We start from the raw sequence: 20,170 nt of genomic DNA on the forward strand, positions 1-20,170 counted from the left end.
ATTGGCGAGCGAGAACATTGTCATCAAAGGCGCACGAGCGCACAACTTGAAAAACATCGATATCACCATTCCGCGTGACCGCTTTGTTGTATTGACTGGTTTGAGCGGATCAGGCAAGTCCTCGCTAGCGTTTGATACGATCTATGCCGAAGGACAGCGGCGTTATGTAGAATCATTGTCAGCTTATGCACGTCAGTTTTTAGGTCAGATGGAGAAACCGGATGTCGATTCCATTGAGGGTTTGTCGCCCGCGATTTCAATAGATCAGAAAACAACAAGCCGTAACCCACGTTCCACGGTAGGAACTGTTACCGAAATCTATGATTACCTGCGTCTCCTGTTTGCACGTGTGGGTCACCCGCATTGTCCGGATCACGGGATTGAGATAACATCACAAACGGTAGAACAGATGGTGGATCGTATCATGCAATACCCTGAACGTACCCGGTTGCAGATACTGGCTCCAATTGTTGCGGGGCGCAAAGGGGAGCACAAAAGTGTATTTGCTGATGTGTCCAAACAAGGTTTTGTACGTGTGCGGGTTAATGGGGAACTACGTGACCTATCGGAAGATATCCAACTGGAGAAAAACAAAAAACATACCATAGATGTTGTCGTTGACCGGATCGTTGTAAAGGATGACGTTCAGGCACGCCTGGCTGACTCTATTGAGACGGCTCTCAATCTGTCGGGCGGGCAGCTGCTCGTTGATATCATTGGTGAAGAAGAGTTGCGCTTCAGTTCGAATTTTGCCTGCCCGGTCTGCGGATTCAGCATCGATGAGCTGGCACCTCGGATGTTCTCTTTTAACAGCCCATTTGGTGCTTGCCCGGATTGTGACGGTTTGGGTGTCAAAATGATTGTAGACCCGGACCTGCTTGTGCCGGATCGCAGCAAAACGATTGAAGAAGGAGCGTTTGATGCTTGGACTGGAGGCACGTCCACGTATTATCCGCAATTTCTCCGCTCGGTATGTGAACACTTTAATATTCCGCAGGATGTGCCTGTCGAGGATCTGCCTGCTGATCAGATGAACAAACTGATGCAAGGGACAGGCTCGGAGAAAATTCGATTCCGTTATGAAAATGATTTTGGACAACGTAAGGAAGCATTAGTTACGTTTGAAGGCATCGTTAACAATCTGGAGCGTCGTTATCGCGAAACGGCTTCTGAAGGCATCCGTGAGTTCATTGAAGGATACATGAGTGCGAAGCCTTGCGGGACATGTAAAGGGCAGCGACTGAAACGCGAAAGCCTTGCAGTAACGATTAATGATCACAACATGGCTTATGTAACAAGTCTGTCTATCGGTGAAGCGGGACGATTCTTTGATTCGTTGCAGTTGACCGAAAAAGAGCAAACCATTGCCAAACTGATCCTGAAAGAGATTAACAGCCGTTTGGGCTTCCTTGTTAATGTAGGCCTGGACTACCTGACGCTAAGCCGTGCCGCTGGAACGTTGTCCGGCGGTGAAGCACAGCGGATCAGACTAGCCACTCAAATAGGTTCCAGCCTGATGGGCGTGCTCTACATTCTGGATGAGCCAAGTATTGGTCTGCACCAACGGGATAATGATCGCTTGATCTCCACGCTAGCGCATATGCGGGATATTGGAAACACATTGATCGTGGTTGAGCATGATGAAGATACCATGATGGCTGCGGATTACATTATAGATATTGGCCCAGGCGCAGGAATTCACGGCGGTATGATTATGTCACAGGGTACACCGGAAGAGATTATGAATGACGAAAATTCGTTAACGGGTCAGTACCTTAGTGGACGGAAGTTTATACCGATTCGTAACGAACGCCGAAGTGTTGGGGACCGCTGGCTGGAAGTACGCGGCGCCAAAGAGAATAATCTGAAGAACCTGAATGTAAAAATTCCTGTAGGGGTGTTCACCGCTGTAACGGGAGTGTCTGGTTCGGGTAAATCTACGCTGATCAACGAGATTTTGTACAAAACGCTGGCACGGGATCTGAACCGTGCGCGAGTACGCCCGGGGCAACACAAGGAGATTCGTGGACTGGAGCATATCGATAAAGTGATTGATATCGACCAGTCGCCGATTGGACGTACACCACGTTCTAATCCGGCGACATATACGGGTGTCTTTGATGATATTCGTGATCTGTTTGCTCAGACGAACGAAGCCAAGGTGCGTGGATACAAAAAAGGCCGTTTCAGCTTTAACATCAAAGGTGGACGTTGTGAAGCTTGCCGGGGAGACGGCATTATCAAAATCGAGATGCATTTCTTACCGGATGTATACGTACCATGCGAGGTCTGCAAAGGCAAACGGTACAACCGCGAAACGCTTGAAGTGAAATACAAAAACAAAAATATTTCGGATGTGCTTGAGATGACAGTGGAGGACGCTACTCAATTTTTCGAGAACATTCCGAAGATTCATCGCAAAATGCAGACATTGCTTGATGTCGGCCTCGGTTACATTAATCTGGGTCAACCTGCTACAACACTGTCTGGTGGTGAAGCACAGCGTGTGAAGCTAGCTTCCGAGTTATACCGCCGGAGTACCGGCAAAACGATCTACATTCTGGATGAGCCGACCACTGGTCTGCATGTTGATGATATCGATCGTCTGCTCAACGTACTGCATCGTCTCGTTGATTCGGGAGAATCGGTGCTTGTCATAGAGCATAATCTGGATGTCATCAAAACAGCCGATTATATCGTCGATCTCGGTCCAGAAGGCGGAAGCGGTGGCGGTACTATTGTAGCCACAGGGACGCCGGAAGATATTATTCAGGTGGAGGCTTCGTACACGGGTAAATATCTTAAACCTGTACTGGAGCGCGATACGGAGCGGAGCAGAGCTCTGCAACTGGCAGACTGATAAGAGCGAAGCAAAACTGTAATTTGGATTGCGCAGCTATGCTGTAACTGGTATGGCTTATCTGTAAGGAGTATTGCTTAAAGGCTACGTTACTATCATTGCTCCGCTATAGTTTGTACTGTGTGCGCCTCTGTTGCTACTATGACTGCTCTGCAGCTAATGAAGCAGACATTCTGCGACTGGTGGAGGATTCTACGTTGGCGGACTTGTGCGATGTTCGATTAGGTAACGAGTTGAAATAAAGATGCGAACCTTCTTTGCCCGAGAAACAGGCAGCGGATGACAATCCACTACCTTTTCTGCGGTGAGGAAGGTTTTTTTATGTGATGTTTAGGAGTGTGTTAGGACGAGTTGGGGGAAAGAGAAGTGGGCGTTAAAAAGTTGAGGTGAGTCCACGGAGACTGTAACATTAGGGGAAAGTAAGAAGCAAGAAGTAAGAAGTAAGAAGTAAGAAGTAAGAAGTAAGGTAAGAAGTGTTGTGAAACATTAATAAGCAGTAAGACATTGAATAAGAAGTAGCCTACGTTGGATGTGTTAAGTTAACTTAAGTATATATTTGCGCTAAATTGTATTTATTAAATGGGTCGTTCAGGTACCTAATGTTAGTGTAACTTCCCCTTGATTTGCAGGCTCGACCAGACAGTGATCTAACGATCACAGGAGAGCTTATTTGAGCAAAATCAGGTAACTCAGAATTCTAACGATCACCAGCGACGTTATTTCATCCAAAAACCGAGTTTTACGCTGATTTCGACGATTTTGAGTAAAATAGCGTTTCTCATGATCGTTAGATTTTGAAACAGGTGATAAGCGGCCCAATAAGCTCCGTGGTGATCGTTAGCGCGCAAAACTTACATGGTAACTTCGAGGGATTCAAAGTGACTACATAGAACAACGTGAAAAACATGAACAGCATGAACAACATAGTGACTACGGTGTGGTTACTGCATGGAACTGTGCGGAACTTCATAGTGATTATATAGTGACTGCATGGAACTGTGTGGAACTTCATAGTGATTGTATAGTGACTACATAAAACTACATGTGACTGCCTCTGTTACCTGCTCCGATCTTCTTTACATCTTATCTGCTACCTGCGTACATTTTCTATTAGCTGTTAACAAGACGATATAATGAAAGTGTTTACATATTAGACTGGATAAGCTTTCACGAGCTAATCGGTCAATATGGATTTTTTTTCATTTTTCTGGATGATAGGGCTTGCATTACTAACAGTGTACAGATAACATAGAGGAAGAGTTTAGGGTATGCGTTAAGTTGTTCAACTATGGTGAGGAGGTCTGTCTATCCATGCTGCTTGCAGAGGCTGCCACGGCGAGTACATCGAATTTTAATGCATTTGATATTTTTGTCATCTTGTTTACCATCCTGATTTCTATCGGACTGGTTCGTCTGCTTCGGGCACCGAAGAAAAACTTGTTTGCCATCGGGTTTACAGTGGTCAGTCTGCTGGTATTTTTGATGACAGACTACGCGATGATCACGGGCTGGTTTGGTTAACAGAAACACCAGTGCAGTAGAGATACCAATAACACATGAACAGTATTAGACACTTTCCACGATGGATATGGAAGGTGTTTTTTCATGTCTGTAAACCATGAGGAAATGATTTTTTTGTCGAAAAAGAACGAAAATTAAAACGATTGTACAGGCAGAATTTGTATGATACATTGAGGGATACCGGAATTGCAGATGAGAGAGAAGATAGATTCGGCCAGGAATCGGCTGTCCAGTCGCGCAAGAAGGATGTATAGAGAGGGTCAGGTGAAATCATGAAAAGGTTTTTAAAGAGAGCGACAGCTATGATGATGGTTATGGTGCTCTCCATGGGTATGGCGGCTACGGCTGGAGCTGCATCTTCCAAGACAGGCATGCAAGCCAAGGTGATCGACGGCCAGGTGTATGTGAATACCAAAGATCTGGTGAAGATGTTCGGTGGCAGTGGTCAATACGACGCCAAATCCGGAACGTATACATACAAGGGAAGTGCAAACATCCCGCAAGTGATCGAGAAGGTATCTCCGTCCGTAGTAGGCATTATCGGCAAAACAACGGAAAATCAGAACGGGTCGGCAAATGACCGTTATAATCTGGCACATGGCACAGGCGTTATCATTCGCTCTAACGGATGGATTGTGACGAACGCTCATGTGGTAGATGAGTTGATTGATCCAGTCGTGGTAACGACAGACGGTAATACATACAAAATTACAGAATCATTCAGTGATCCGTTAAGTGATCTTGCGCTGGTTAAAATTGATGCTAAATCCCTCAAACCTGCGGTCTTTGCTAAAGCTACACAGGCTGTTGTGGGGGAGACAGTCATTGCGATCGGTACGCCGATCTCCTTTTCGTTGCGTAATTCAGCTACGGTTGGTGTGATCAGTGGCCTGAATCGCGGCGTGGAAGCATCTTACCGTTTAATTCAAACGGACACGGCTATTAATCCCGGGAACAGCGGCGGGCCGCTGGTTAATCTGAAGGGGGAAGTTGTCGGCATTAACTCGATGAAGTTCTCTGCGGTGGGCATTGAGAGCATGGGGTTTTCCATTCCGGTGGATACCGTTAACTTTGTTATTAATCAATTTTTCAAATATGGAACGGTCAAACGCGCGAGTCTCGGATTACAGCTGGAAGAGAGCTGGTCCGCCATTGTAGGTCTGCCTGCGGAAGATGCGTTGACGGTTACGGGTGTACTGAGTATGGAGGCAAAGAAAGCCAAAATCAAGGAAGGGGATGCGATCTACAGTGTGGCGGGCAAACGTGTATCTTCAGTCGTAGATATCAACGAATTGCTCAAAGCGTATTTACCTGGACAAAAGGTGAAACTGCTGGTGCAAACCGATGGTGACATCGTAACCCGCACCGTAGTCCTTGTCGATCGATCTTCGCTGGAGGACAAGTCAGAGGAATCACTTCCAACGGATGAAGAATAAGGCCCAGCAAGTAACCCGAATCTAGAGAGGACGAATGAACGGAATGAAGAAGTCATGGTTACGCGTGTTAAGCACGGGGGTATTAGCGGGGATGTTGCTGGCAAGCACAGCTCTGCCGGTATGGGCATCCGATGAGTTGATCACGAATGAGCTACGGGTCAAAGCAGGGAGTACAACCGCATTTATTAACGGTAAGAAACAAAACATAACAAAACCCCTCATCGTTAAAGGTGTGACTATGGTGCCTGTCGGTGTGTTCAAGAAGGCATTTGGAAGCGAGATTGGGTTAGAGAAAAATGATGTGATAAAAATTAAGGAAGGTCCGCATGTGGTGGCCTTAAAAATAGACAGTTCCATTGCCTGGATTGACGGAGCCAAAGTGGAGATGGGGGCTGCACCCAAAATGATAAACGGTGTGCTGATGGTTCCTCTTCGCCCGGTTGCTGCCGGAATGGGTGCAACGCTTGCGCCGAACAGTTCGGGAGAGATCGTCATTCGTATGCTGCAAACAGGTGAGGGTACCGATGATGACGGCATTGATCTGGACAAGGGGAAAACAAGAATTGGCAACAGTTATTATGGCTGGTCAATTCATTATCCGGCTGATCTGCTGGTGTTACAAACCAATGAACAGGAACGAATGATGACTTTTGGAGATTCGGACGAAAGTTATTATCTCGAAGTATATGTGAGTGACCAGAATGTTGTACTGGATGCGGACGACTTGCTGACACAGCTGGTTCAGATGGCCAAACAGGCAGGAGATACGGTACTGGATCGTGAAGCGATATCTAAAGGGAACAACCCTTATGCAAGAGTTATCGTCAAAGATGCGGACGGTGTGTTATGGGAGTTACGCCAGTATGTTCATGACGGTCGTCAATATGATGTGTACTTAGCGGATTATGAAGCGACCAATTATAAAGATATGGGCAAGCATGCTTCATTGCTCAACTCCTTTGAGCCAAGCTATGCGCAGTCTGATAGAAGGATTAAAGATATTTCCACGGTAGAAGAAGGCATGCGAGCGGCTTGGAATGATGACTACGGTATTGAATTAAAGGTTCCGGCTGGCTGGTCTATGGATAATAAAAATATGGTCTATCAAGATAAAGACGGAGCGTATTTGCAGCTTCGGGTGACTTCTGCCAAGTCTGGAGCAACGGTGAAGGAATGGAGTAATCAGCTCGAAAAGTGGATGCGCGAAACCTTCACAGCAGAGAGCTATCAGCAGGTGGGTTCCTTTACGACGGATATCTCTGGTGAGACGGCCGAGGTGAATGAATTCCGCTATAACTTCGGTGCAGGATGGCAGACCGAGTTTGACGTTCTTTTGCAGAAAAACGGGTATCGCTATTACGCGGAGTATACCTTCCCTGAAGGACAGACTGCAGACCGGGCATGGTTTGAACAGATCATGAAGAGTGTGGAAATTGATTTTGACACGGTAAAAGATAACTTTGGTCAGCTGGATGAAGATCCATATCTGACCGATAAAATGAAGACGATCACGCGGACGTCCAAAACGTATCATTACAGCGTGGATATTCCGCGCTACTGGACGCCGTACAATGACCGATTTGAAAGCTCACCTGTCGTTTATACGTTCACAGGCGGAGACTTCTCTATTGCGGCTACAGAGGACAAGTCGATTGAAATGACGGTTAGTCAGCTGAGAGAGGCATATGCAGAGGCAGCCAAAACTCGAAAAAGCTTCAATCTGATCCGTAGTGAGGAGCTGACCTTTGCAGGGGTGCCTGCGTTCTCTTTTACGTATCATGAAGTGGACAAGGGTGTACCATATACAGGACGTCAGATCGTGTTTGAAAAGAATGGAACAACGTATACGATCACAAGTGGTCTGAACGATGCGAACCGCACGCAAGTGCAGGCAGCCATGTTGGAAAAAGCAGTGAACTCATTTACTTTTATCAAATAAGAATAAAGATGCATAGAAATTGCCGGAGGGTTAGAGAACCTTCCGGTTTTTTTTTTGAGATGAAGTGGAGATGTGTAGAGTAGGAGTGGAGTGCATTAAATGTGAGTGGAATGTCGATGGAAAAAGATGAAAATCATAAACGGTTTTTTCAGGAAAACGTAGAAGAGTGGGTGCAGAAGTGGTACACTATACTAGTTCAGGAGTTATTACTGCTGATTTGATGAATAGAGAGACTGTAGGCCTCGATTTCAGGCAATACAGACATAATGTATAGATATAGCGATACTTGACGTTGACAGCAATGAGGTGTACCTAAACACGGGTACAAGGGAAGAAAACCGGCGTAGGCCGGTATGGGGAGGATCTACATGAAAACAGCAACAATACGAAGAGAAGACGTTGAGCTTCTGGCACCTGCCGGGGACTGGGATTGCATGCGTTCGGCGGTAGCCAACGGGGCGGATGCGATTTTCTTCGGGGTCGAAAAGTTTAATGCACGGGCACGAGCAAACAATTTCCGCATGGACGAGCTGCCGGAGATTATGGCGTTTTTGCACAGTTATGGCGTAAAAGGGTTTCTGACCTTTAATATATTGATCTTTGAAAATGAATTGAAAGATGCCAAGGAACTCATTGATGCCTGCGTAGATGCGGGTGTAGATGCTGTGATCGTGCAGGATCTGGGTCTGGTCAAAATGATTCGTGAGATTTCACCAGACTTCCCGATTCACGGTTCTACTCAGATGACGATTACGTCGCCTGAAGCGGTGGAGTTTACCAAGCCGTTTGACATGGAACGTGTCGTACTCGGACGAGAGAACAATCTGAAGCAAATTCAGAAAATTGGCGACCAAGCGAAACTTCCGATGGAAGTATTTGTGCATGGCGCACTCTGCGTGTCCTATTCGGGTCAGTGTCTGACTTCCGAGATGTGGGGCGGACGTTCTGCGAACCGTGGCGAATGTGCACAGGCTTGCCGTCTGCCGTATGATCTGATGGTAGATGGCGTTCACCAGCCAATGGGTGATGTGGCCTATCTGTTGTCTCCGAAAGATCTGGCAGCCATTGATATCATGCCGGAATTGATTGAAGCGGGCGTAACGTCTTTCAAAATTGAAGGCCGCCTCAAAACGCCAGAGTACGTGGCGAACGTAGTTAGCAAATATCGCAAAGCGATTGACCGTTATTTTGACGGTGACAATACACGGACAAGCAAGGAAGAAATTCGTGAGCTGCAACAGAGCTTCTCGCGTGGATTCACCCATGGTTTCCTGGACGGAACGAATAACAAACAGCTGGTAGACGGCACGTTCCCGAAAAGCCGCGGCGTTTATCTTGGTCGTGTGGATCAAGTATTGCGTGACGGTGTGGTTCTGAAACTGGATGCACCCGTGAAACGTGGAGACGGCATTGTGTTTGACGCTGGTGATCCAACGAAAAAAGAAGAAGGCGGACGTATATATGATGTGCGCCGCAAAGGTGTGAAGATCGAAGGCGAGGCCGGCGAAGGCTGGATCGTGGACATCGTACCGGGCCGCAGTGATGTGGATCTGCGCCGTGTGAAAGTCGGCGACAAAGTGTGGAAAACCAATGACCCCGCGCTCGACAAACGTCTGCGTCAAAGCTTTGAGATCGATAAGCCTTACCGTGTCTTCCCGGTCAAAGTAAAAGTCATCGGCAGCCCGGGCCAGCCGCTCAGCACGTGGTGGACCGACGTGCAGAAGGGAACGACCGTGCGCGTGGATTCGGAGATGGAACTGGACATTGCCCAGAAACGTCCGATGACCCATGAATTGCTCGAGGAGCAATTCGGACGCCTCGGTGGCACCGTGTTCCAGCTGGAGGATCTGGACGTCAATCTGCACGGTGACGTCATCATCCCGATGCGCGAGTTGAACAATATTCGCCGTCAGGCGGTCGAACAACTCGCGGGCGAGCGCCCGAAACCGCCCGTCTACGTGAAACGGGCGGTGGACGTGTACGGCGATGCGGTACAACCGGCATCGCCAGTAGCTCGCGGTCAGGCAGAGCTGACCGCGCTGTGCCGTAGCCTGCCACAAGTGGAGGCAGCGCTGGAAGCGGGCGTCGGCATGATCTACGCCGACTTCGAGTTCATCAAGCAGTTCCCGGCAGCGGTGGAAGCTGTGCATGCCGCAGGCCGCAAAATCGCGCTGGCAACGCCGCGTATTCATATGCCTGGCGAGAATGGATATCATAACAACATCCTGCGTCTGGAGCCGGATGCGGTACTCGTACGCAACACAGGTGCGTTGTACTTCTACCTGCGTCACCGCAGAATGAACCCGGACGCGAAGCATCCGCAGCTGATCGGTGACTTCTCCTTGAATATTGCCAATCACAAGGCCGTGGAACTTTTCCTGGAAGCAGGTTGTGACTGGATTACACCATCGTATGACCTGAACATTCAACAGATGGTTGATCTGCTGGGCAACTCTCGTACAAGTCAGACCGAAGTGGTCATCCATCAGCATCTGCCGATGTTCCATACAGAGCACTGCGTATACTGTACGTTTATGAGTGAAGGAACGGATTATACAAACTGTGGCCGTCCTTGTGAAGAAAAACGTGCATCCCTGCAAGACCGAATTGGTATGTCTCACCCGGTACGCGTGGATGAAGGCTGCCGTAACACGGTGTATAACGCAGTAGAGCAGTCTGGCGCTGAATACTTGACTAACTTTATGGATCTGGGTGTATCCCGTTACCGGGTAGAGTTCCTGGAAGAGACACCGGAGCAGGTGAAGGAGGTTATCGACCTGTACAACCGTGCACTGCGCGGCGAGATCAGCGGTACGCAAGTATGGAAAACCCTGAAAGCAACGAACCAATTAGGCGTTACACGCGGCCAACTGGTGAAATAATAAGCAACCCCAATCTCTGCTTTACGGAGCTCTTGGGGTTTTTTCTATAAAAAAAGCGACATCGGCAACCAAGGAGGTGTGAGGCGTGGCTCCATTTACGATGATGGATATTAAATTGCTGTGCGGGGTCACGGCATTTAAACACGGTGAAGAATATCAACAGTCAGGCAGGATTGGCAAGCTAGCTGTGATTGAAGACGGACGTCATTACCAAGCCGTTGTCCGGGGAACAGAAGCCTACCAAGTCAAGGTTGATCTAGATGAGGCGGGGGAGATTGAAGCACATTGCAATTGCCCGGCCTATGGCAACTACTATGACTATTGCAAACATATCGCAGCTGTTCTACTCGCTATTCATGAACATACGGACACTTCCGATCTATCCGACAGCAGAGGCAATACATCTAAAGTAGGCACACTGGTCGAAGAGCAGACATGGGAGCGGCCTTATTCAACTCCATCATCATCTGCATGCAGGGTAGAGGCACAGCAGCAACCGCATCAGCACCAACCGGAACAAACGCAGCGTCAAAGGCCGCAGACGTTGTCCCCTTCTCCTTTTGCCCAGGCAGGTCGTCCGAGTTCGGCTTCAGGCTGGGGACGCTCGGCGGACAAACCGTCCTACCGCACGGCAGACCAGATTTTGTCCATGTTTGCGAAGGATCGCAGATTGCCACATGAACGGGAGCATAAATACACAGCACCCGTCACTCGCTCCGTGTTGCGAGAAGAGCTACAGGTACAGTTTATATGCAAACTGGTGCATGTTTCTCGTGGTGGAGCCAAGCTGGCACTTGAATTAAAAGTAGGCAATAAAAGGCACTATGTTGTGCAAAAGGTGAAGCAGTTCCTGAACTGTATCGAGAAGGGTGAGCCCATGTCCTTCACCAAGCTGTTCCATTATGACCCGCTAATGCATGTATTTCGTGCCCAAGATCAAGCGATCCTATCGATGCTCATTCGCATGAGACAAAGTGAAGAGGCATATCGTGAGTCCATCTCCGGATATTTGGGTGCTTCGGACGGAAGGGATATCCTGATTGCGCCCATCGTGTGGAAGCCTTTGCTGGAGCTGCTTTTGCAGGTGGACAGCCGGATGGAGGGTACAGGGCTGGCGAACGGACCGCTGATCATAAGCGAAGGGGCATTGCCTTTATTTTACCGGATCGCGGAGGGGGTTAATGAGGGTTATCAGCTGGAGGTGTCGGGACTGCGCGAACTGATCCTGCTTCCGGCGTATGATGCGGTGGTTGTTGAAGGGCAGCTCTATATGTTGGAACCCATGCAGATACGAAGTCTGGAAGATCTGAGTAGTGCGCTCACTTCTTATGGCATTAAAGAGAGCATTGATATTTCTTCACAGCAGGTGGATGAGTTCGTGCAGCATGTTGTTCCGGAACTACGTATGCTGGGGCATCTATCGATTGATTCCCGTGTGCGTGAACAGATTGCTGAACCCGAGTTGTCACCGAAGCTGTACATCGACTTTTACCGGGAACGCATTACAGCACGTCTGGAATTCGATTATGGCGTCATGGTCATTAACCCGCTTGCAGAGTATTTGATCAATGAGGAAGAGAAGAAAGTAATCTTGATCCGCGAACGTTTCAAAGAACGAAATCTGATTGAGAGACTGGACCGCTCTTTCCTGGAGCGGGAGGGAAGTGTCTGGGCAAGCGAACGTGAGGACGCCATCTATGATGTGATGTATCACCTGTTGCCTGAGCTGGAGAAGCTGGCCGATATCTACATGCCGAATGCTGTGAAAGCGATGATGCCAACGTATCCGGTACCGCCGAAGGTTCGCGCTGATCTGGGAAGAGGACTGGACTGGCTTGAGATTTCCTTCGAGATGGAAGGCGTGGATGAGCAAGAGTTGCAGGAACTGATGCGCAGCATTGTGGAAAAGAAAGCTTTTTTCCGACTGCGAAGCGGTGTCTTCCTGTCACTTGAGAATGAAGGCGCGAGCAGCTTTGCTCATATGGCTGACGCGCTTGGTCTGGAATCGAAGGATATCCAGAGCAGCCATATCCGGCTGCCTGCTGTAAGGGCTCTGCAACTCCCGGATAGAGATGAGGTTTCCGGTCATGTGAAATGGGGAGGTTCGCTCAAACGTTTCCTCGATGATCTGCGTGATCCTGAGCGAATGGATTTCCCTATACCACAGACTTTGGCTCCTGTGCTGCGGGATTACCAGGCAACTGGTTATCAGTGGCTTCGTACACTTGCACATTACCGGTTTGGTGGCATTCTGGCCGATGATATGGGATTGGGGAAAACACTGCAGAGTATCGCCTACATCACCGCATCGTTACAGGAGAGACCTGTGTATGAGCAGGGACAAGCGGCAGGGGCGTCAGCTGATGCAGGCAACACCATCTCTAATGATTGGATCATGAATGAGCCTCAGCAGGCTTACTTGGCCAACACCACTGGAACGATAGATGACGCTTGGCACACCTCGGAGCAGGAGGGGCTGACGATTCGTACGCGAATGTCGCATCCGCCTGTACTGGTTGTCGCGCCTGCTTCATTGACATACAACTGGGAGAATGAATTTGCACGATTTGCTCCGCATCTGAACGTACTGATCGCCGCAGGACAGAAGGAGGAGCGTGCCAGCATGCTGGCGGGTATGGACAAGGCGGATGTGATCGTGACATCGTACCCGCTGCTGCGCCGTGACCTGGATACGTATCTGGGACGAACCTTCCATACCTTGATTCTGGACGAGGCACAGGCGATCAAAAATGCATCGTCTCAGACGGCGCAGGCAGTCAAACAGATTCAGGCGCCGCGCCGATTTGCTCTGACAGGCACACCCGTTGAGAATTCTCTGGATGAACTGTGGTCTATTTTTGAAGCCGTATTCCCGGGACTGTTCCCTAGCTACAGAAGGTTCCGTGACCTGCCGCCCGAACGTATCTCGCGCATGGTGCGTCCGTTCATTCTCCGCCGCCTGAAAAAGGACGTGTTGGAAGAACTGCCAGATCGGATTGAGACAGTGCAGCGCTCCGAGCTGACGGTGGAACAGAAAAAGCTGTATGCAGCTTATCTTTCCCAGCTTCAGGATGAAACCTCAAAGGATATGGAAGAGAACGGATTTCAGAAAAATCGGATTAAAATTTTGGCAGGCATTACCCGTCTGCGCCAGTTATGCTGTCACCCGGCACTTTTTGTGGATGGATATCAAGGGGATTCCGGTAAAATGGAACAACTGTTGCAGACAGTTCAAGACTGTTTGTCCGCTGGCAAACGTATTCTGATCTTCTCCCAGTTTGCAAGTATGCTTCATCTTATTCGTCAGACTCTTACGGCACAGGGAAACAACCTGTTTTATCTGGACGGACAAACTCCTGCACAGAGCCGTGTAGAGATGTGCCGCAGATTTAACGAGGGAGAAGCCGAGTTGTTCCTCATTTCACTCAAAGCTGGCGGAACCGGACTTAACCTCACAGGAGCAGATACCGTTATTTTGTATGATTTGTGGTGGAATCCCGCGGTGGAGGAACAGGCGATTGGACGAGCACATCGGATGGGACAGAAACAGGTGGTTCAAGTCATTCGTCTCGTGACCGAGGGCACCATTGAGGAGAAAATTCTGGAGTTGCAACAACGTAAGAAAGATTTGATTGCCGAGGTGATTGAACCGGGCGATGGAGGAACAACGACATTATCAGAGCAGGATATTCGCGAATTGTTGATGGTATAGAGAAAACTTGTTTTTTTATGCAACGATTGTCAAAAAATGTGGTAATATATAGAGAAATGCACCGCTTTTACCAACCTGATTCATTGTTTAATCCCTTTCTATTTTATTCATACCTTATTGATCCAGCCAAAGGAGTGTTTCCTATACGTATCCGCAAAGCAATTATTCCAGCCGCCGGGCTGGGGACCCGGTTTCTGCCTGCCACTAAGGCCATGCCGAAAGAAATGCTGCCCATCGTGGACAAGCCAACCATTCAATACATTATTGAGGAAGCCGTTGCTTCCGGAATTGAAGATATTATTATCGTAACAGGGAAAGGGAAACGGGCGATCGAGGATCACTTTGATTACTCCTTTGAACTTGAACAGAATCTGGCAGACAAACAGAAGTGGGATCTGCTTAACGAAGTGCGTAAACCTTCCGAGATGGCTGATATCCATTATATTCGGCAAAAGGAACCGAAAGGACTTGGCCACGCCATCTGGTGTGCCCGCAAGTTTATTGGCAACGAGCCGTTTGCCGTCCTGCTCGGGGACGACATTGTTGAAGCGGATCACCCATGCTTGCAGCAGATGATTGAAGTCTATGACGAGCTGCAATCCCCCATCGTCGGCGTGCAACCTGTTGATTGGAGTGAGGTATCCCGTTACGGTATTATTGACGGAGAGATGTTAACACGTACAGATGAGCGCGTTTTCCGGGCACGCCGTTTGATTGAAAAGCCCAAAACGGAGGATTCTCCTTCCAATCTGGCGATCATGGGGCGTTATATTCTTACTCCAGACATTTTTGAAATATTGGGTAGACAATCCGTCGGTGTAGGCGGAGAGATTCAACTGACCGATGCCTTGTCACGTCTGAATGAACAACGCCAGATTCTCGCATATCATTTTGATGGTCTGCGCCATGATGTGGGCGAGAAGCTAGGTTTTATTGAAACGTCCATCCATTATGCGTTACAGCGTCCCGATCTGCGGGATGATTTGTTGAAGTATCTGAAAGACATCCTCGGGAATCACTAACCAGAATCAATGGTTGACTTATATGCTATTACCGCAGTATCTAGTTTCTATTTTTTGAGTGTCGATCCCCAGCCCAACCCAGCCGATGTACAATGCTTCGGCTGGTTTTTTGTGTCTGCATGACAGAGGCGAATGAACAAACACTTGAAGGGCAACTCACATATACATAATCAAAATGAAGAAATACTGTCAAAGGCAGACCGGGGGGATGACATGAAGCTAATTCCGCTGTTTATGAAGGATGCTGCTATACTAGAACCGAAAGTATACGGGGATCATCGCGGATATTTCATGGAAAGTTATAATGAGCAAATTCTACTGGATCATGGGATACACCATGCGTTTATTCAGGATAATCAATCCTTGTCGGCTGAGGCGGGTGTGCTGCGAGGACTTCACTATCAGCTTCATCCGAAAGCACAGACCAAGCTGGTGAGAGTAATATCGGGTGCCATTTACGACGTGATTGTAGATATACGTAAACAGTCGCCAACCTTCGGACAATGGAAGGGTGTCATACTCAGCGAACATAATCAGCGTCAGCTCTTGGTTCCTCAAGGATTTGCCCATGGGTTCTGCACACTAATCCCGCGTACACAGGTGGTTTACAAAGTGGATGCATTTTATTCGCCTGAACATGACCGTGGCATTCTATGGAATGATCCCGAACTTGCCATCGATTGGCCTGTAACGGAACCGATTTTATCGGATAAAGATCAGAAGCATCCCCTGCTTAGGGATGCAGAACTGAATTTTGACTAATGACAAGAACATTCAGGAACGATCCATATCTGGAGGCAGAGGGAGAGAGACAGCATGAAATTACTGGTTACCGGCGGGGCTGGCTTTATCGGCAGCAACTTTGTGTTATATATGCTTCGGGAACATCCGAATTACGAAATCATTAATGTAGATGCATTGACATATGCGGGCAACCTGGAAAATCTGCAGTCGATTGAGTCCAATTCGCGGCATACCTTCATTAAAGCTGACATTTCAGATGTGCAGCAGATGGAGGACATTTTTGCTCAAGGTATTGATGTCGTTGTGAATTTCGCCGCTGAATCCCATGTGGATCGCAGTATTCTGGTTCCAGATGTTTTTGTCCGCACAAATGTCATGGGCACACAGGTACTGCTGGATGCAGCGAAGAAATATCAGATCACCAAATTCGTACAGGTTTCAACGGATGAGGTGTATGGCTCACTTGGAGCGACAGGACTTTTTACGGAAGAGACACCTTTGGCACCCAATAGCCCTTATTCTGCGAGCAAGGCTGGAGGTGACCTGCTCGTCAGAGCTTATCACGAAACCTTCGGTTTACCTGTCAATATTACACGTTGCTCCAACAACTATGGTCCATTTCAATTTCCAGAGAAGCTTATTCCGCTCATCATCTCCCGTGCTTTGAATGATGAAGCCATTCCTGTATATGGGGATGGTCTGAATATTCGTGACTGGCTTTATGTTGAAGATCACTGTCATGCCATTGATTTGGTTATTCATCAGGGTAAATCAGGAGAGGTATACAACATAGGCGGTAACAATGAACGCACCAATATTCACATTGTCGAGACTGTGCTACAACAGCTGAGCAAACCGCCTGGTCTGATCCAATATGTACAGGATCGTCTGGGTCATGACCGGCGTTACGGGATAGATCCAACGAAGTTGGAGAACGAACTTGGCTGGAAACCGGTGCATCATTTTGAAACGGGTATTAAAGCAACCATCCAATGGTATCTGAAGAACCAGGAATGGATGGCTAGAGTGCATTCCGGTACGTATCAGGATTATGTGAAACTCCAGTATGGTAAACGAATGGGTGATTCGGACGCATGAAGTATCGAATTATGGTAACAGGAGCCGCGGGGCAGCTTGGGTATGATGTTGTAAAAACTTTTGGTTCGGACGGCCATCACGTACTGGGATGTGACCGGGAGCAGATGGACATTACGGATCAGCAGCAATGTAAAGATCTTATCGGTGCTTTCCGGCCTGATATTATTATTCACTGTGCTGCTTACACTGCGGTGGATCAGGCCGAATCTGATATCGATACGGCGTTCTCAATTAATGCTGCAGGTACGCGGAATATAGCAGTTGCAGCCGAGAAGGTGAAAGCCAAGCTGGTCTATATCAGTACAGACTATGTTTTTGACGGGATGGGTAACACCCCTTATCAGGAGTACGATGAGACGAATCCACAAAGTGTATACGGCACATCCAAGCTCGCCGGAGAACGGCTGGTTCAGAGTCTGAGCACACGGTGGTTTATTGTCCGGACATCATGGGTGTTTGGCAGTCATGGCCATAATTTTGTCAAAACGATGCTGGATCTGATGGGAAAACGCCCTCAGCTTCAAGTTGTTCATGATCAGCAGGGGGCACCTACGTATACGGTGGATCTTGCTCGTCTGATCGCTGAACTGGCTGTATCCGAAAAATATGGCATTTATCATGCTTCCAATGCGGGAAGCTGCACATGGTTTGAGTTTGCACAGGCGATTGCCGAGGAAGCAATTCAACATGGGTTTTTTCAAGCGACAGCCCAGATAGCTGAAATTGTATCGTGCACTACGGCTGAGTATCCACGTCCGGCTTCTCGTCCAGCGTATTCCGTGATGGATCATATGGGGATTCGTACGAATAGGCTTCAAGCCATGAGACCTTGGAGAGAAGCGCTGATTGCATTTTTACATGAGCTGGATACGGAGTAGACGAACTGAAATAAGATTCTTTGCAAGATGCTGGATCCTTAATCGTTTTTCGTTGCATTTTGTTATCGTATCTTACAGTCTTAGAGTCGCCTTGGGGCGGCTTTTTGTTTTGCTTATGTTTTATTCGGGTAGTTAGTTACCAAAATGCAATGTGACATATAAGGATGTGTGGATGATATGAAACGTATTGCCGCCGTTTTGACATTGTTGCTCGTTACTGTGGGGACACTCTTTTGGGCGCATGATAGCCAGAGTGAGGAGCAGCGCGACGGATTTACGAATTATCGATTAATTGCCCATGCGATGGGAAGCATTCGGGAACAGCCCTACACCAATGCGTATGAAGCTATGATTGCCAATTATGAAAAAGGTACACGCGTATTTGAAATTGATTTCATGCTTACTTCGGATCGCGTAGCTGTAGCCAGACATGAGTGGACGGCCAATATGAGCAAAATGCTGGGACAGGATGAAGAGTTGCCAGAGCATAAACAGGCCGGAGTACTCACCCATGATGAATTTATGAATACACCGATTCTGGGTATTTATCAGCCAATGGACGCCGATGGAGTTATGAACGTATTGTCCAAATATCCGGATATGTACATCGTGACGGATACCAAAGAGCAAAAGGATGAAGATATCCAGCAAGTGCTCCAATCGTTGGTCGATGCGGCGAAGAAACATGATCCGTCTGTTCTAAGCCGGGTTGTTGTACAAATATATAATGAACCGATGCTTGAAAAGGTAAAAGAAGTTTACAGCTTCCCCTCGATCATCTACACGTTATACGCTACACAAGATACAGAGGGCCAGGTTGTCGATTTTGTACAAAATAATGATATTGATGCCGTAACGATGCCGGAATATAAAGTGAACCAGAACTTCGTTGCCGAGCTGAAGAAGGCCGGAGCCGTTACGTATGTGCATACCATTAATGATACCCGGCAGGCGGCCAATTATGAAAAGTGGGGCGTGTACGGTGTGTATTCGGACATCTTGACCGAGCAAGAAATGGAAGAGATGAATTCAAGATTTGCCTGGAAACCTTAAAAAGATCAAGACTCAAAAAAACCTCCTAGAAAAAATCAAAAAGACTCAAAAAAGATTCGTCCTCCAGAACACAGACTTTTTAGGAATGGAAACAACTAAAAGTCTGTGTTTTTCTGTTCGCCTTTTATACGAACATTGACACCTGTTGTCTGCTGACTTAGACTTAGTTTACAAGCTTTTTAGGATGCAGAAGAACCTCTGGAGGAATGTTCGTTGATAGACATGATTAAGCAGTGGAGACACGTATTCAAACTCGACCCAGACCGGGAAATTACGGATGAGGCACTGGATCAATTATGCATGTCGGGAAGTGATGCAATTATCGTTGGCGGATCGTCAGGAATTACGTATGAAAATACAGTAGATCTGATGTCCCGTGTGCGTCGTTATGAACTGCCCTGTGTGCTGGAAGTATCCGATTTGGAGGCGGTTGTGCCTGGGTTTGACGGTTATCTGATCCCATTGGTACTGAACACAACGGACAGCAGGTGGATTATTGGACAACACCAGCAAGCTATTGAGCGTTATGGTTATCTGATCCCGTGGGATTTGCTGATTACCGAGGGGTATATTGTGCTTCATGCGGACTCAACTGTGGCGAGGTTAACCGGAGCAGATACTCAACTGACTACAGAGGCTGCGGTTGCCTATGCGCAAGCTGGAGAGCGACTGCTCCATCTGCCCATTATATATATGGAGTACAGCGGAACATTTGGTGATATGGAACTTGTAGGTGAGACACACAGACAATTGGAGCGGGCACACCTCATATATGGCGGTGGAATCGATACGGCGGAGAAAGCGGGACAAGCTGCTCAAGTAGCGGATACCGTTGTTGTTGGCAATATTGTGTATAGCAATTTAAGCCAAGCGCTGGAGACGGTAGAAGCCGTGAAAGGTAATGCCTAACCGGTTTAGTTTACCATTCCCCACATCCCCTTTGAATCTGTTAAAATAGAACTTTGTCCCTTTATTGATTTAATTTCAATTCATTTAAGTAATAATGCTTTCAGATTTTCTAAATC

12 protein-coding genes are annotated in these 20,170 nt (G+C 47.8%); all 12 read left to right on the plus strand.

Annotated features, from left to right (window positions below; translation table 11 throughout):
- The first annotated feature begins 1 nt into the window (after position 1).
- Positions 2–2,860, plus strand: coding sequence for an excinuclease ABC subunit UvrA (uvrA, locus tag ACUTVW_RS15280; RefSeq protein WP_445646592.1), 2,859 nt, complete (start codon positions 2–4; stop codon positions 2,858–2,860).
- A gap of 1,311 nt (positions 2,861–4,171) precedes the next feature.
- Complete coding sequence (locus tag ACUTVW_RS15285; protein ID WP_445646593.1) at positions 4,172–4,381, plus strand: hypothetical protein; 210 nt, start codon at positions 4,172–4,174, stop codon at positions 4,379–4,381.
- Positions 4,382–4,653: 272 nt separating this feature from the next.
- Positions 4,654–5,817 carry a S1C family serine protease gene (locus ACUTVW_RS15290; RefSeq protein ID WP_445646594.1) on the plus strand — a complete coding sequence of 388 codons (1,164 nt, stop codon included), beginning with the start codon at positions 4,654–4,656 and terminating at the stop codon, positions 5,815–5,817.
- A gap of 43 nt (positions 5,818–5,860) precedes the next feature.
- Positions 5,861–7,756: a stalk domain-containing protein gene (locus tag ACUTVW_RS15295; protein ID WP_445646595.1), complete on the plus strand. Its 1,896-nt coding sequence runs from the start codon at positions 5,861–5,863 to the stop codon at positions 7,754–7,756.
- Between the two features lie 368 nt (positions 7,757–8,124).
- Complete coding sequence (locus tag ACUTVW_RS15300) at positions 8,125–10,638, plus strand: DUF3656 domain-containing U32 family peptidase (RefSeq protein ID WP_445646596.1); 2,514 nt, start codon at positions 8,125–8,127, stop codon at positions 10,636–10,638.
- Between the two features lie 85 nt (positions 10,639–10,723).
- The gene (locus ACUTVW_RS15305; protein WP_445646597.1) at positions 10,724–14,350 is read left to right on the plus strand and encodes a DEAD/DEAH box helicase; all 3,627 of its coding nucleotides are present in this window, start codon (positions 10,724–10,726) and stop codon (positions 14,348–14,350) included.
- Between the two features lie 143 nt (positions 14,351–14,493).
- On the plus strand, positions 14,494–15,372 hold the full coding sequence (galU, locus tag ACUTVW_RS15310; RefSeq protein ID WP_445646615.1) for a UTP--glucose-1-phosphate uridylyltransferase GalU: 879 nt from the start codon (positions 14,494–14,496) through the stop codon (positions 15,370–15,372).
- Positions 15,373–15,585: 213 nt separating this feature from the next.
- Positions 15,586–16,134: a dTDP-4-dehydrorhamnose 3,5-epimerase gene (gene rfbC, locus ACUTVW_RS15315; protein ID WP_445646598.1), complete on the plus strand. Its 549-nt coding sequence runs from the start codon at positions 15,586–15,588 to the stop codon at positions 16,132–16,134.
- A gap of 54 nt (positions 16,135–16,188) precedes the next feature.
- Positions 16,189–17,214, plus strand: coding sequence for a dTDP-glucose 4,6-dehydratase (gene rfbB / locus ACUTVW_RS15320; protein WP_445646599.1), 1,026 nt, complete (start codon positions 16,189–16,191; stop codon positions 17,212–17,214).
- The gene (rfbD, locus tag ACUTVW_RS15325; protein ID WP_445646600.1) at positions 17,211–18,092 is read left to right on the plus strand and encodes a dTDP-4-dehydrorhamnose reductase; all 882 of its coding nucleotides are present in this window, start codon (positions 17,211–17,213) and stop codon (positions 18,090–18,092) included. Before rfbB ends, rfbD begins: the two co-directional genes overlap by 4 nt.
- Positions 18,093–18,269: 177 nt before the next feature.
- Complete coding sequence (locus ACUTVW_RS15330; RefSeq protein ID WP_445646601.1) at positions 18,270–19,145, plus strand: phosphatidylinositol-specific phospholipase C/glycerophosphodiester phosphodiesterase family protein; 876 nt, start codon at positions 18,270–18,272, stop codon at positions 19,143–19,145.
- A gap of 222 nt (positions 19,146–19,367) precedes the next feature.
- Positions 19,368–20,054: a heptaprenylglyceryl phosphate synthase gene (locus ACUTVW_RS15335; RefSeq protein ID WP_445646616.1), complete on the plus strand. Its 687-nt coding sequence runs from the start codon at positions 19,368–19,370 to the stop codon at positions 20,052–20,054.
- The last annotated feature ends 116 nt before the right edge of the window (positions 20,055–20,170 follow it).

This window comes from Paenibacillus sp. TSA_86.1, from assembly GCF_052691815.1.

Bases quoted from the DNA above. Each gene is read 5' to 3' on its own strand.
- rfbB (WP_445646599.1), top strand. From the start codon at position 16,189: ATGAAATTACTGGTTACCGGCGGGGCTGGCTTTATCGGCAGCAACTTT.
- ACUTVW_RS15285 (WP_445646593.1), top strand. From the start codon at position 4,172: ATGCTGCTTGCAGAGGCTGCCACGGCGAGTACATCGAATTTTAATGCA.
- rfbC (WP_445646598.1), top strand. From the start codon at position 15,586: ATGAAGCTAATTCCGCTGTTTATGAAGGATGCTGCTATACTAGAACCG.
- ACUTVW_RS15295 (WP_445646595.1), top strand. From the start codon at position 5,861: ATGAAGAAGTCATGGTTACGCGTGTTAAGCACGGGGGTATTAGCGGGG.
- rfbD (WP_445646600.1), top strand. From the start codon at position 17,211: ATGAAGTATCGAATTATGGTAACAGGAGCCGCGGGGCAGCTTGGGTAT.
- ACUTVW_RS15335 (WP_445646616.1), top strand. From the start codon at position 19,368: ATGATTAAGCAGTGGAGACACGTATTCAAACTCGACCCAGACCGGGAA.
- ACUTVW_RS15330 (WP_445646601.1), top strand. From the start codon at position 18,270: ATGAAACGTATTGCCGCCGTTTTGACATTGTTGCTCGTTACTGTGGGG.
- ACUTVW_RS15290 (WP_445646594.1), top strand. From the start codon at position 4,654: ATGAAAAGGTTTTTAAAGAGAGCGACAGCTATGATGATGGTTATGGTG.
- ACUTVW_RS15300 (WP_445646596.1), top strand. From the start codon at position 8,125: ATGAAAACAGCAACAATACGAAGAGAAGACGTTGAGCTTCTGGCACCT.